The 13,998-nt window shown below is 66.7% G+C and carries 11 protein-coding genes; 4 read left to right on the top strand and 7 right to left on the bottom strand.

Translation table 11 applies throughout. The features are described from left to right. Nucleotides 1–130: 130 nt before the first annotated feature. On the bottom strand, nucleotides 131–1,234 hold the full coding sequence (nadA, locus tag VJ655_RS07265; protein ID WP_324110396.1) for a quinolinate synthase NadA: 1,104 nt from the start codon (nucleotides 1,232–1,234) through the stop codon (nucleotides 131–133). A 701-nt stretch (nucleotides 1,235–1,935) separates the two neighbouring features. On the opposite strand from nadA, the gene VJ655_RS07260 reads away from it, so the two are divergent. Then, complete coding sequence (locus VJ655_RS07260) at nucleotides 1,936–4,875, top strand: TonB-dependent receptor plug domain-containing protein (protein WP_324110395.1); 2,940 nt, start codon at nucleotides 1,936–1,938, stop codon at nucleotides 4,873–4,875. 162 nt (nucleotides 4,876–5,037) lie between these two features. Here the strand turns inward: VJ655_RS07260 and VJ655_RS07255 are convergent, their stop codons facing one another. Then, nucleotides 5,038–7,314: a TonB-dependent receptor gene (locus VJ655_RS07255; RefSeq protein WP_324110394.1), complete on the bottom strand. Its 2,277-nt coding sequence runs from the start codon at nucleotides 7,312–7,314 to the stop codon at nucleotides 5,038–5,040. A gap of 360 nt (nucleotides 7,315–7,674) precedes the next feature. Here VJ655_RS07255 and VJ655_RS07250 point away from each other — a divergent pair, with 360 nt between their 5' ends. Next, nucleotides 7,675–7,959, top strand: a complete 285-nt coding sequence (locus VJ655_RS07250) for a GIY-YIG nuclease family protein (RefSeq protein ID WP_324110398.1) — start codon at nucleotides 7,675–7,677, stop codon at nucleotides 7,957–7,959. 142 nt (nucleotides 7,960–8,101) lie between these two features. Here the strand turns inward: VJ655_RS07250 and VJ655_RS07245 are convergent, their stop codons facing one another. The 5 genes from VJ655_RS07245 to VJ655_RS07225 form a co-directional block, all read right to left on the bottom strand. Then, a complete protein-coding gene (locus VJ655_RS07245; protein WP_324110393.1) occupies nucleotides 8,102–8,497 on the bottom strand; it encodes a DUF1801 domain-containing protein in 396 nt (131 codons plus the stop codon). Between the two features lie 9 nt (nucleotides 8,498–8,506). Further along, a complete protein-coding gene (locus VJ655_RS07240) occupies nucleotides 8,507–8,719 on the bottom strand; it encodes a hypothetical protein (RefSeq protein ID WP_324110392.1) in 213 nt (70 codons plus the stop codon). A 5-nt stretch (nucleotides 8,720–8,724) separates the two neighbouring features. Then, complete coding sequence (locus VJ655_RS07235; protein ID WP_324110391.1) at nucleotides 8,725–9,162, bottom strand: SRPBCC domain-containing protein; 438 nt, start codon at nucleotides 9,160–9,162, stop codon at nucleotides 8,725–8,727. Continuing rightward, complete coding sequence (locus VJ655_RS07230; protein ID WP_324110397.1) at nucleotides 9,159–9,482, bottom strand: metalloregulator ArsR/SmtB family transcription factor; 324 nt, start codon at nucleotides 9,480–9,482, stop codon at nucleotides 9,159–9,161. Before VJ655_RS07230 ends, VJ655_RS07235 begins: the two co-directional genes overlap by 4 nt. A 275-nt stretch (nucleotides 9,483–9,757) precedes the next feature. After that, nucleotides 9,758–12,157 carry a hybrid sensor histidine kinase/response regulator gene (locus VJ655_RS07225; protein ID WP_414646958.1) on the bottom strand — a complete coding sequence of 800 codons (2,400 nt, stop codon included), beginning with the start codon at nucleotides 12,155–12,157 and terminating at the stop codon, nucleotides 9,758–9,760. A 59-nt stretch (nucleotides 12,158–12,216) separates the two neighbouring features. Here VJ655_RS07225 and VJ655_RS07220 point away from each other — a divergent pair, with 59 nt between their 5' ends. Then, complete coding sequence (locus VJ655_RS07220; protein ID WP_324110389.1) at nucleotides 12,217–12,696, top strand: Dps family protein; 480 nt, start codon at nucleotides 12,217–12,219, stop codon at nucleotides 12,694–12,696. A 17-nt stretch (nucleotides 12,697–12,713) separates the two neighbouring features. Beyond that, the gene (locus VJ655_RS07215; protein WP_324110388.1) at nucleotides 12,714–13,949 is read left to right on the top strand and encodes a cell wall hydrolase; all 1,236 of its coding nucleotides are present in this window, start codon (nucleotides 12,714–12,716) and stop codon (nucleotides 13,947–13,949) included. Nucleotides 13,950–13,998: the final 49 nt, after the last annotated feature.

Here is a 13,998-nt window from a genome sequence, read left to right as displayed (position 1 = left end):
GGGGGGAGGGTTGGGGATGGGGGTGAACACGGCGGTTCAGCCATCCGGAAAGACGAAGGGCTGGGTGGAAGCGGATCGGCCGCGTCCCCCCATCCCCAACCCTCCCCCCCATCAAGGGGAAGGGAGCTCTTTAGATCAGCTCGACATCCACGTGATGGCGGGCCTTCACCAGGTCGTACCGCGCCGGAACCACCGGCGGCGGCAGGTCGATCATCCGCTGCACGGCTAGCCGGGCGCGGTCGATGATGTCGGCGTCGACCGTCACCTCGAATTGCTCGAAAACGAGGGCGTCGTGGATGTTCTGCAGGGTGATCCGCTTCATGTGCGGGCACATGTTGCAGGGACCGATGAACTGGGTCGCCGGGCTCTCGGCCTGGACGTTGCTGGCCATCGAGCACTCGGTGATCAGCACCACCTGGGCCGGCTTGCGCGCCGCCACATAGTCGTTCATCGCCGCCGTCGAGCCGGCGAAGTCGGCGGCTTCCAGGATCTCGGCCGGGCATTCCGGGTGGGCCAGGACCTCCGCGCCCGGCCAGGCCGCGCGCATGTCGGCGATGTCCTGGGCGGTGAAGCGCTTGTGGACCTCGCAATGGCCGGCCCAGGCGATGATCTTCACGTCGGTCTGGCGGGCGACGTTGCGGGCCAGGAATTCGTCGGGGATCAGGATGACCTTGTCGGTCCCCCACTCCTTGGCGGCCCATTCGACCACCTGCACGGCGTTGGCGCTGGTGCAGCAGATGTCGGTCTCGGCCTTCACGTCGGCCGTGGTGTTGACGTAGGTCACCACCGGCACGCCCGGATAGCGCTGCTTGATCAGCCGCACATCCGCGCCGGTGATCGACGAGGCCAGCGAGCAGCCGGCCTTGAGGTCCGGGATCAGGATCTTCTTCTGGGGCGACAGGACCTTGCTGGTCTCGGCCATGAAGTGCACGCCGGCCTGGACGATGATCGCCGCGTCGCTCTTGGCCGCCTCGCGAGCCAGGGCCAGGCTGTCGCCCACGAAGTCGCCCACGCCGTGGAAGATGTCGGGCGTCATGTAGTTGTGGGCCAGGATCGCGGCGTTCTTCTCGCGCTTGAGACGGTTGATCTCGGCGATCAGCGGGGCCTGCGTCCGCCACTCCAGCGGCGTGACGTGATGCTTGACCTTCTCCCAGATCGGCGCGGTCTGCGCTTCGATCTGCGCGGTGAACTCCCCCTTGAAGGCTTCTTGGGGAGCGGCGAACCCGTCGGCCATCTGATCCTCCGTTATGCTCAAAGTGAGCATTTCCAGGGCCTCAAAAAACGCCGGGGCCCCTCCTGAGCTTCCGACGCCTGGGTTATGCTGAAACTGAGCATAACTGACCCGACAGATATAGCGCCTCGCGCGCCAAATGCAAATCCGTCCGGCTTTCGCCCATTCCCTGGGCAGGGCGCCCAGGCGACGGGCACGTTGGGGAGCGCGCGGGAGCGGGCCTCCGCGCCTCATAAACGGCGCTCATCGAGAATCTTGGGAAACCGACGTTATTTTGTGCCTTACAGATTGGTAATCTGGAAGACTTGTTTCGAATTTTGCAGAGAAAATCGAAAAACGATTTCGTACGGCCATGGCAGTAAGGTGCGGGACGCTCCTAAAACAATATCCGGAAAACTTCACCGCACCCGTAAATGTCACGCCGCGACCCCCGGGGGGCGGATTCAGACATGAAAGTGATTTTATCTGGACTGGTTTGCGACAACCGTCATCGTTTCATTGCGCAAGCGTAAACATGTGGCCTTAAAGCGACACGTTTCGACGGATGGAACTCGGGGTCGCGATGTCCGTTGACCTGAAAACCATTAAGTTCGTAGCTCCCCGCCAGCCGGGTCAATCCGCGACCCGGGACCGCGCATGTGCGCATGCGCGACGCAGAGACGCTGGGGAGTATCACCTTGAATACCAAGTCCATCCGGGAGCGCTTGCTCGCTTCCTCCATGATCTGCGGCGCCGCCGTGGCTGTGCTCGGCGCCAGCCAAGCCGCCGCGCAGACCGCGCCCGCTGCCCAGAACAACGACCAGACGCAAGTTGAGGAAATTGTCGTCACCGGTTCGCTGTTCCGCCGCACGGACACCGAAACCCCGTCGCCGGTCACCGTGCTGACGTCGGAAAACCTGGCCCGCGCCGGCATCACCACCGCTTCGGACGCCATCCGCACGATCTCGGCCGACGGCGCCGGTTCGATCGGCACCGGCTTCCAGAGCGGCTTCTCGGCCGGTGGTTCGGCCGTGTCGCTGCGCGGCCTGGGCGTCTCGTCGACCCTGGTGCTGGTCGACGGCCTGCGCTCGACCAACTTCCCGATCAACGACGACGGCCACAACGCCTATGTCGACCTGAACACCATTCCGTTCAGCCTGATCGACCGGATCGAAGTGCTGAAGGACGGCGCTTCGTCGTCGTACGGCGCTGACGCCATCGGCGGCGTCGTGAACCTGAAGCTGAAGAAGACCTTCGTCGGCGTGCAGGGCAGCCTGGAAGCCGGCGAGAGCGATCGCGGCGACGCCGAGCATCGCCGCGCCGACATCACCCTGGGCTACGGCGACTACCAGGAGAGCGGCTGGAACTTCTACATCAACGGCGAATACCAGAAGGACGGCCGCGTCACGACGCACAGCCGTGGTTTCCCGTTCAACAACCGCGACCTGACCTCGATCGGCGGCTTGGACAACAACTCGGCCGACAACAACATGGCCGTGCAGACGCCGAACGCGATCGTCTATCGCACCAGCGTCCGCGACCTGAATGATCCGCGCACGGGCACCGGCACCGTTCTGGACCCGGCGAAGGTCTACACCTCGCTGAACCTGAACTGCGCCAACGGCACCTTCACGCAGGTCAGCGCCAATGTGAACGGCACCGGCTGTAAGTGGAACCTGGTCGACACCTACAACCAGATCCAGCCGCTGCAGAAGCGCTACGCCTTCAACGGCCGCCTGAGCATGCGCCTCAGCGACAGCGTCGAGGCCTATGTCACCGGCAGCTATTCCAGCAACGAAGTCGACATCAAGAACGCGCCGCGCGCTGTCCAGAACACCCAGCCGTTCGGCGCCAAACCGGCTCTGTCGGCCCTGCAGATCACTCTGCCGGTGTGGATCTGCTCGACCGGCGTGAACTGCGCCACCGCCGGGGCTCCGGGCCGCACGCTGAACCCGAACAACCCCTACGCCGCCGCCTACGCCAACGATCCGGCCAACGGCGCCGCGCGTCTCTACTATCTGTTCGGCGACATCCCGGCCGGCAGCAACCGCGTCAACGAAGTCATCCGCGGCACCGCCGGTTTGAAGGGTGAGTTCGGCGACGGTTGGAACTGGCAGATCGACGCCGTCGGCGCCCGCGATAACCTGCGTATCCGCCAGCGCGGCTACCTGAACATCGACGCCCTGATGACCGCGATCAACACCGGCTCGTACAACTTCGTCGATCCGTCGAAGAACACCGCCGACGTTCGCAACAAGATCTCGCCGGACATCGTGACGAACTCGCACTCGTCGATGATGTCGCTCGACGGCTCGGTCACCCACAAGCTGTGGACCCTGCCGGCCGGCGACATGATGCTGGCCGTCGGCGGTCAGATCCGTAAGGAAGTTCTGGAAAACAACAACCAGAACGCCCGTCTGGACACCTACAGCCTGACGACCTCGTCGGCCTTCGGCAAGCACACGGTCAAGGCCGCGTTCTTCGAAGTGCAGGCTCCGATCACCGAGGACCTGGAAGTCAACGTCTCGGGTCGTTACGACGACTACTCGGAAGGCTTCAGCCACTTCTCGCCGAAGATCGGCGCCAAGTACACGCCGATGAAGCAACTGGCTTTCCGCGGTACGTACTCGGAAGGCTTCCGCGCCCCGACCTTCGCTGAATCGGGTCCGCGTTCGCAGTACGCCGGTTTCGCGACCTACGTGCCGCCGACCTCGTTCGTCACCGCCCACGGCGGTTCGACCAACCCCTACGCCCTGTCCTACTCGCTGGGCTCGGGTCTGGTCGGTAACCCGAACCTGAAGCCGGAAACCTCGCGCAGCTTCACGCTGGGCACCATCGTGCAGCCGACCCGTTGGCTGTCGATGACGGTCGACTACTACAACGTCAAGAAGAACAACCTGATCGTCAGCGGCTCCAAGATCGCCGAAGCGAAGGGTGCGTACTTCAAGGGCGCGACCCAAGCCGAAGGCTGCGCCCTGGTCGCCGCCGTTGGCCCGGGTTACTCCTGTAACGTCGTCGACGTGCCGGATCCGCTGTTCCCCAACGCCCTGCCGCGCGTCCTGATCATCAACGCGCCGTTCGAGAACGCCAACTACTCGCAAACCTCGGGTGTTGACTTCTCGGCCCAGGCCAACGTGAACATCTGGGACGACGTCAAGTGGACCAGCCGCGTGGAAGTCACCCACGTGCTGAAGTACGACCTGCACACCGCCGATGGTAAGGTGCAGAAGTACGCTGGCTCGCTGGGTCCGTACGAACTGTCGTCGGGCAACGGCACGCCCGATTGGCGCGGCAACTGGCAGAACACCCTGGCGTTCGGCCGCTACACGGTCTCGGCGACGACCTACTTCGTCAACAAGATCAAGCAAGTCGCCGCCGACGACTACGGCACGACCGACTGCGTTGCTGGCAACACCTACGCCAACAACAACCAGACGATCGCGCCGAAGTTCTGCTACATCAAGAAGTTCATCTACACCGACATGAACGCCACGGCCCAGATCAACGATCAGGTCCAGATCTACGGCAACATCGGCAACGTGTTCGACCAGAAGTCCCCGCTGGCCGCGGGTTCCTACTCGTCGAACCCGAACTTCCTGACCACCTTCCACTACGCCGGCGCCATTGGCCGGACGTTCAAGATGGGTGTTCGCTTCACCTACTAAGGCCTGACGACCTTCGGGTCGCCGAGCTTGGGATGGGGGCCGGTTCCGAAAGGGACCGGCCCTTTTTCTTTTGGGCGAGGGAAGGTGCGCTCTCACTACCCTCCAAAGAAAAAGCCCCGGAGCTTTCGCTCCGGGGCTCGAGGTCTTCCAGGGGAGGAAACGCTAGTTCAGCTTGGCGCTCAGCGAGACGCCGATGACGCGCGGCTCGTTGTAGACCGCGGCCATGTAGTTCTCGATCACGCCCTTGAGGTTCTTCTCGTTCGTGATGTTGCGGCCGAACAGGGCGATCTCGTAGCCCTTGTCCAGGTTCTCGTAGCCCAGCTTCACGCCGCCCTCGAAGCTGCCCTTCGAGTAGAACTCGCGGGTCTTGTAGAGCACGAAGTTGGTGTAGCCCTGGACGTTCCAGTCGGTCGCCACGAAGAGGCGGCGATCGTCGGCCACGGGCACGTCGTAGCGGGCGGTGAAGTTCAGGTTGTACTTCGGCGCGTTCGGCAGCGGCTGGCCGTCGATCTGGGCGAAGGTGTTGGCGCCGACCTTGATCGTCGGGTTCTCCACCGTGCAGACCACCACGCCGTTCAGGGCGCAGACCTGGGCGTAGACGCGCTTGTCCTTGATCTCGCTATGCAGCCAGCTGGCGCCGGCGGTCAGCAGCAGGTTGGGGACCGGGCGCCATTCGGCGTCGGCTTCCAGGCCGTAGGCCTTGGCCTTGTCGGCGTTGAACAGCACGCCGTTGCCGTTGCTGTCGTTGCCGTTCAGCTGGATGTCCTTGACCTCGTAGGTGAAGGCCGAGGCGTTGAAGCGCAGGGTGTTGTCCAGCAGGCGGCTCTTGAAGCCGGCCTCCCACGACAGGATCGTCTCGCTGTCGGCGGTGGTGAAGTCGGCGTTGAACACCGCCGAGCGGCCCTGGATGGTCGGGCCGCGGAAGCCCTTGGCCACGCGGGCGTAGAGGCTGACGTCCGGGGTGGCTTCATAGAGGGCCGACAGGTCCCAGCTGGGCTGCTTGTCCGACAGGCGCACATAGCGGCGGCCGGTGTAGGTGACCGCGCCGGCGGCGGTGTCGGCGGTCTTGAGCAGAACGGTCTTCTTGACGTCCTGGGTCTCGCGCGCGCCGGCGGTCACGGTCAGCTTGTCGGTGACCTTGTAGCTGGCCTGGCCGAACACGGCCCACGAGGTGTTCAGGTTGCGCAGGGCCACCCAGTTGTTCGGGTTGGCCTTGGTGAAGTAGGCGCGCTGGTAGAAGTTGGTGAAGTCTTCCGAGCTGAACAGCATGCCGCCGACCTGCCACTTCAGGCGGCCTTCGTCGTTGCTGGCCAGGCGGATTTCCTGGCTGACCTGGTCCAGGTCCTTCAGCTGGCCCATCGATTGGCCGAAGCCGTTCGGCACGCCATTGACCGGGAAGTTGGCCGCGGCGCCGCCGTCGGTGTCGCCGCGGCTCTTGCCCTTGGCGGCCTCGTAGGCGCTGATCGAGGTCAGGGTGACGCCGCCGAAGTCGTAGGCGACGTTCAGCGTGGCGCCGGCCATCTGATAGGCCTGCGGGTTGTTGTCGGCCTCGTCGAAGGCGACCTTGTCGCGCGGGGCGTTGGGCTTGTTCGAGCCCTTGGTCAGGGCGTTGCGCAGGAACAGGGTCGAGGTGCCGTCGTAGTCGCGGGCGTGGGCCGAGGCCAGCACGGTCAGCTTGTCGTTCGGCGTGGCCAGGACCTGCACGCGCACGTCCTTTTCGTCATAGCCGCCCATGGCGTTCTTCTTGGGCGTGACGGTGCCGTCGGCGCTGGTCCCGGCGAAGGTGTTGTCCACCCAGTCCTTGCGGTGCTGGTAGAGGGTCGACACGCGGAAGGCCAGCTTGTCCTGGACGATCGGGCCGCCGACGCCGCCGTCGAAGGTGGTCGTGCCGTAGCTGCCGTAAGAGGCCGAGAAGCGGCCCTGGAAGTCCTGGGTCGGCTTGGCGGTGTCGAACTTGATGATGCCGGCGGTGGTGTTGCGGCCGAACAGCGAGCCTTGCGGGCCGCGCAGCACTTCGACCTGCTTGATGTCGAACATCGGGTTCGACTTCAGGGTCACGTGCTCCAGCACCACCTCGTCCTGGATGATCGACACGGGCTGCGAGGCGCCCAGGTAGAAGTCGATGTTGCCCAGGCCCCGGATATAGAAGCGCGGGAAGATCCGGCCCGTGGTGGTTTCGGCGTAGAGGCTGGGGACGCGGCCGGAGAGGGCCAGGATGTCCTCGCCGCCGGCCTGGACGGCGCGCAGCTGGTCGCCGCCGACCGCGGCCACCGACAGCGGCACCTTCTGCAGGTTTTCCGAGCGGCGCTCGGCGGTGACGACGACTTCTTCGAGCGCGGTGTTGGGCTCGGCGGCCTGGCGGGCCTGGGCCGCGGTCGCAACGCCCAGCAGGGACACGCCCAAGAGGCACGCCAGCTTGAGGGAAGATTGATAGCGCATGAGAGAGACCTTCTACGCGGCCTTATGGCCGTCCTTTGGGATAGGCGAAGGAGCTAGCGATACGCGCGCGATTCGTCTCGCGCCACGCCCCCGCGCCCCGTCACGCCCGCGCTATAGGCGGCTTCCATGTCACTTCAGTGAAAGTTTACTTACTTATTGGGCAGGGAACCTTGCCACCCGACCTCCCCGGCGAATGCCGGGGCCCAGATCGAGCCCGCTATCTAGTGGATGCTCGCACGACCGTTGGCGCGATCACCCCAACCGCTCCGAATGAATCTGGGCCCCGGCATTCGCCGGGGAGGTCGGAGCATTGTGCAATTATGAGTTGATTTATGGCCGTTGGCTCGCCAACTCTGGATCATGGCCTTCTACGTCTACATCATGACCAGCCAGCGCAACGGAACCCTCTACATCGGCTCCACCGACGACCTCGCGCGCAGGGTTTTCGAACACCAGAGCCGGGTGCGGGGCTTCACCGCGAAGTACGGCTGCACGATGCTGGTGTGGTGTGAGCAGCACGAGACCCGCGAGAGCGCCCTGATCCGCGAACGGCGGATGAAGGAATGGCGTCGGTCTTGGAAGCTGATGTTGATTGAAGAAACCAATGCTGATTGGCGCGATCTCGCTCTTGAGTTCCTAGGCTGACCCAACATCCGACCTCCCCGGCGAATGCCGGGGCCCAGATTCATCCGGAGAGGTTTGAGTGGGCGCGCCCCGCGCCTTCGTTACAGGGCGCGCTCAGCGGGCTCGATCTGGGCCCCGGCATTCGCCGGGGAGATCGGGTTTGTTATTTCCCCTTGGCCACATTCGCCGCCACCGCGGCCCGCACCAGGGCCTTGAACGCCGTCTCGTCGAACCCCTCGTCCCGGCGGAAGTCGATCGCGCGGCGGACATTGCCGTCCAGGCTGGAGTTGAACAGGCCCATGGGATCGGGCAGGGACGCGCCCTTGGCGAAGGTGGTCTTCACATAGGCCTTGTAGGTCTCGCCGGTGCAGATCAGGCCGGCGTGCGACCAGACCGGCTTGCCCCATTTCCATTCCTCGACGACGTCCGGATCGGCCTCGTGGATCAGCTTGCGCAGGCGGGCCAGGATCTCGCCGCGCCAGTCGCCCAGCTCGGCGATGGCCTGGTCGATCAGGTCCGAGACGGGAACCCCCGCCGGGGCCGGCTTCATCTTGCCCATGATCGCCTCTCAAGCCTTGGCGCGGCCGCCACGCCATTTCAGGGCGTAGGGCAGCGCGAACAGATAGAGCCCGGTGAGGGCCAGCAGGATCAGCGGAACCAGGGCGAACAGCCCGACCCAGTAGGGCGGCTGGCCCTTGGTCATCACGACCATATAGTTCAGCACCCCGCCGACAAAGGCGATCGACAGCCAGCGGTGGACCTGGTGCAGGAGGCGGCTCATGGCGCTCATTCCCCCTGGGCCAGCAGGGTTTCGAGCTTGTCGAGGAAGGTCTTCCAGCCGGCGTGGGCGCCGCCATAGGCCTGCTTCTGGTCGGGGCGGAAGCCCGACTGCTCCATGCGCAGATGCGTGCCGGTCGCGGTCGGCGTCAGGGTGAAGGTCACTACGCTGGTGAGGTCGTAGGCCGGATCTTCGTGCTTGAAGTTCCAGGTGTAGGACAGGCTCCTGGGCGGCTCGATGCTGAGCACTTCACAGTCCAGCACTCCGCCCCATTCGCCGCGCAGGTTGAAATGGTGGCCGACCGTGGGCTGGAAGTCGTTCTTCATCAGCCATTCCTCCATCAGGTGCGGCTGGGTCAGGGCGCGCCACAGCTTTTCGGGCGCGTGGGCGATGTGGCGTTCGACGACGACGGTCTTCAGCGCGCCCGAAGCGGGTTGAGCGGTCATTGGTCCATCCTCTTCAAAAGGTCTTCCAGGGCGTCGAAGCGGGCTTCCCAGAAGCCGGCCATCCGGCCCGTCCAGTCGATCAGCGGGGCCAGGGCGCCCGGCTGGGGGCTGTAGTGGGTCTGGCGGCCCTCGTGGCGGTCGCGCACCAGGCCGGCCGCCTTCAGCGCCGCCAGGTGCTTGGACACCGCCGGCTGGCTGACCCCGGCCTGGGCCGTCAACGCCCCGACCGTCTGCTCGCCCTCGCGGCAGAGCCGCTCGAACAGGGCGCGCCGGGTCGGATCGGCCAGGGTGCGGAACAGGGTGTCGGGGGTTGGCGGGATCAAGATATATAACTCTGTGGCTATGGGTTGTTTCATAACTGCAGAGTTATGGGTGAGTCAAGCGCTATAGGATCCCTCTCTCTTTGAGAGAGGGAGGGGCCCACGCCCCAGGCGTGGGAGGGTGAGAGGTTACGAGGCTTCAGAACCAGACGCCGGGGCTCGTCCACCGCCGTTACGCGGAGACTTGAGGGTTTTCCGTTTGGCGGTGAAACCTCTCACGCTCCCACCGCTGCGCGGCGGGCCCCTCCCTCTCTCTCAGAGAGAGGGATTTCGCTCTAATGCGGTCTCGCCTGCGCCAGGGCCTGGGCCAGGGCCTCCAGCGAGAACGGCTTGGAGATGAACGGCCAGTCGCCGGCGCGGGCGCGGCCCTGGTCGCCGCCGGTGTAGCCCGAGCACAGCACCACCGGCAGGCCAGGGCGCGAGGCGGCCAGCTGTTCGGCCAGGTCCACGCCGCTCTTGCCGCCGGGCATGATCACGTCGCTGAGCACCAGCTGGATGCTCTTGTCCTGGTCCAGCCGCGACAGGGCCTCTTCGACCCCGCCGGCGCGGACCACCGAATGGCCGAGGTCGTGCAGCATGGCGTCGATCAGCTCGGCCACCTGGGGATCGTCCTCGACCAGCAGCACCCGCGACGGCGTCTGCGACTGGATGTGATCGATCTTGGGCAGGACGGCGCGCTCCTGGGCGGCCTCGGCCACCGGCAACAGCAGCGACACCGTCGAGCCCTTGCCTGGCGCGCTTTCGATCTCGACCGAGCCGCCGCTCTGCCGGGCGAAGCCGTAGACCTGCGACAGGCCAAGGCCGGTGCCCTCGCCGGGCGGCTTGGTGGTGAAAAACGGCTCCACGGCCCGGGCGATCGTCGTCGCATCCATGCCCGAGCCGGTGTCGCGCACCGACACTCGCAGATAGGGCCCAGGCTCCAGGTCCCCGCGCGGCTCGGCGATGGTCACCGCGCGGGACTCGATGGTGATGTCGCCGCCGGACGGCGTGGCGTCGCGGGCGTTGACCACCAGGTTCAGCAGCGCCGCCTCGAACTGGCCCGCGTCGATCCGGGCCGAGCGCACGCCCGCGCCCAGCCGCAGGTGGAAGCCGTAGGCGTCGCCCACGGCGCGCTTGAGCAACTCCTCGCTCTCGGCGATCAGCCGGTCGACGCGGCAGACCTCGGGCTTCAGGGGCTGGCGGCGGGCGAAGGCCAGCAGGTGCTGGGTCAGCTTCTCGCCCCGGTGGGCGGCGGCGAGGGCGGCGGCAATCATCCGCGCGCGGCGCGCGTCGTCCTCGGGGTGGCGGCCTACGGAGTCCAGCGCGCCGATGATCACGGTCAGCAGGTTGTTGAAGTCGTGGGCCACTCCGCCGGTCAGCTGTCCGATCGCCTCCAGCTTCTGGGCCTGCATCAGGGCGGCCTGGGCCGCGTCGCGCTCGGCGACCGCCGCGGCCACCCGCTCGGCCAGCAGCTCGTTGATGTTGGTCAGGTTCTGCTCGGCCTGCTTGGCGTCGGTGATGTCGAAGGCGATGCCGACGAAGCCCGCGAACGCCCCGGACGGATCGAAGCGCGGCTGCGAGAACGACTTCAGCCAGCGCCACTGGCCGTCGGCCCGGCGATAGCGGCCCTCCAGGGTGAACGGCTTGCGCGACGACTCGCCTTGGACCTGCGCCTTCAGGATGCCGGGCAGGTCGTCCGGAAAGAGCCGCGTGCGCCAGTCCAGGGTCAGGGCGCCCTCGTAGTCCATGCCGGCGAAATCGACATAGGCCTGGTTGACGAATTCGCGGATCCCGCCGGGCCGCGTCGTCCACATCAGGGCGGAGGCGCTGTTGGCCAGGTTGCGGAACCGCGCCTCGCTCTCGCGCACCTGCTCCTCGGCGCGGCGGCGATTGGTGACGTCGAAGTTCAGGCCGATCAGCCGCAGCGGCTTGCCGCGCTCGTCGCGGATCACCTCGCCCCGGCCATGGACCCAGCGCTCGCCCTGGCTGGTGTCGGCCAGCCGGTACTCGACCTCGTAGTCCTGGGAGCCGTCCAGCGCGGCCCTGACGCGGGCCTGGGCCATCGGCCGGTCGTCGGGGTGGACATAGGCGGCCATGTCCGACAGCCGGACCGGGCCTTCCAGGGGCGCGCCCAGGTTCCGTCGCGCGCCGGGCGACAGATAGAGCTCCCCGGTCTCCAGGTCGAAGTCCCAGGGACCCACGCCGGCGGCGGTCTGGGTCACCCGCAGGCGGGTCTCGGCGCCGGCCAGTTCCTCGCGCGCCATGGCCAGGCTGCGCATCGCCCCGCGCAGGCCCTCGGCGGCGGCCAGCACCATAGCCCCGCACAGCAGGTAGATGACCATGGTGGCCAGCTCGTCCTCGGACAGGGGAACGCCGTCGCGGCCGCCCCACAGCCACCAGCCGAAGGCCGCGCCCGCCAGGGTCGGGATCAGGCCCCAGCGCCATCCGGCGTAGAGCGTCACGATCATGATGGCCGGAAAGAACGGTTGGGTGGCGCCCACGCCGCCGTGCAGCCCCAGCAGGGCGACACGCATCAACACGGCCATGGCCACGCCGATCAGCGCGGCCACGGCGCACCGCCACGCCGGCGGCGGAACCGGAGGGATCAGCCAAGCGCTAATCAGGCCATGGAGGCGTCCTTGTTCGTCCGCGGGCAAGGGGTGGGCGTCTTTGTTCTCCATCTCCGCTCCCGGCAAAGATGTCTTGCCAAGAGCATGGACACGCTTACCTAGAACGCGCAACACGGGAGATTACGATGGCTGACGCTCTGAACACCGGACTGACCGCCAAGCAACGCTCCGACATCGCCGCGGCGCTGAACAAGGTCTTGGCCGACAGCTACGCGCTCTATCTCAAGACGCACGGTTATCACTGGAACGTTCGCGGCCCGAATTTCCAGTCCCTGCATGTGTTGCTGGAAGGTCAGTACACCGAGGAATGGACCGCCCTGGACGCCATCGCCGAGCGCATTCGCGCCCTGGGCGAGCTGGCGCCGCAGGGCTACGCCGCGTTCGGCAATCTCTCGAGCATCAAGGACGGCGATCCCGAGAATGGGTGGGAGGCCATGCTGAAGGAGCTGCTGGCGGACAACGAGACGGTTATCCGCACCCTGCGCGACAGCGTCCCGACCGCCGACGACGCCGGCGACGAGGCCACGGCCGACCTGCTGACCCAGCGCCTGCAGGCGCACGAGAAGCACGCCTGGATGCTGCGCTCCACGCTCGGCGGCAAGTAGTCGACAAGAGACCGGGGGTGGGGACCCTGAGCGCATCGTCGGTTCGCAAGGCCGTCGCGACCGTGCTGGTCGCGGGCGGCCTTTGCGCGTGCTCGACCTCCACCTACTACGTCCCGGCCGGGGCGGGGCGCGAGGCGGGGCTGGTGCGGGTGACGGGCAGCTTCACCGAACGGGCCCTGCGCCGCTACGTCGCCGACTTCGATCCGGCCATGCTGGCCCTGGCCCACCGCCACGACCCGCGTCCGCACAAGGACTATTGGGGCCGCGTCGAGGGCTGGGAGGTCATCAACCTCAAGGACATTCCGCGCATCGGCGACCGCGAACCCGACTTCGACGAGGCGCGGATCATCAACAGCCTGCGCCCCATGGCGCCCGACGCGCTGGAGGCGGCGCGGCCTTTCGTTCTGACCGGCTCGAGCGACGCCCGGGCCAAGGCGCTGAACTGTCTGGCCCAAGCGGTCTATTACGAGGCCGGGTTCGAGCCGGGCGAGGGCCAGATGGCCGTGGCCCAGACGGTAATCAACCGGATGCGTCACCCAGGCTATCCCAAGTCGATCTGCGGGGTGATCTACGAGGGCGCGGCCCGGGCGACCGGCTGCCAGTTCAGCTTCGCCTGCGACGGCTCGCTGGCCCGGGTCCCGGTCCCGGCCCTGTGGGCCAACGCCCAGAGCGTGGCGCGTCGGGCGCTGAACGGCTTCGTGTTCAAGCCCGTGGGCACGGCGACCCACTACCACGCCGACTATGTGGCCCCGTACTGGGCGCCGACCCTGGTCAAGCTGCGCCAGTTCGGCCAGCACATCTTCTATCGCTGGACCGGCCCGTCGGGAACGCTGGCGGCGTTCCGGGGGCGCTATTCGGGCAACGAGACCGTCTCGGCCGACATCCTGATGGCCGCCGACCCGCGCACGCTCGAGGCCGCGCCGCCCGAGGTGCTGGCCGCTCAGGCCGCGCCGGCCAGCCCGGTCGCGACCGGGGCCATGGCCCAGATGCTGGGGGTGTCGAACCTCGTCCTGCCCGACGCCAAGCTGGTGTCCGTGCCCGACGCCAATTCCCCGACCGGCGAGCGCGTGATGGCCCAGGGCACGGTGGCCGGCCGCCGCATCCCGACCGCCGACGAGATCGCCCGGATCAACAAGGCGCTGGAGGCGGTGAGCGAACCGCCGCCCCCCGCCGTCGCCGCCCCGCCCGCGCCGCCCCCCGCGCCGCCCAAGCCAAAGCCCCGGCCGCCGAGTCTGCTGAATCCGCTGAATTGAAATCCTCCCCCCAGCGGGGGAGGTGGTCCGAAGGACCGGAGGGGGAAGT

The sequence above is a fragment of the Caulobacter sp. genome, from assembly GCF_035254145.1.
Lineage (GTDB): Bacteria > Pseudomonadota > Alphaproteobacteria > Caulobacterales > Caulobacteraceae > Caulobacter.
Note: the sequence above shows the minus strand (reverse complement) of the source record. Positions and strands in the feature narration are given on the sequence as shown.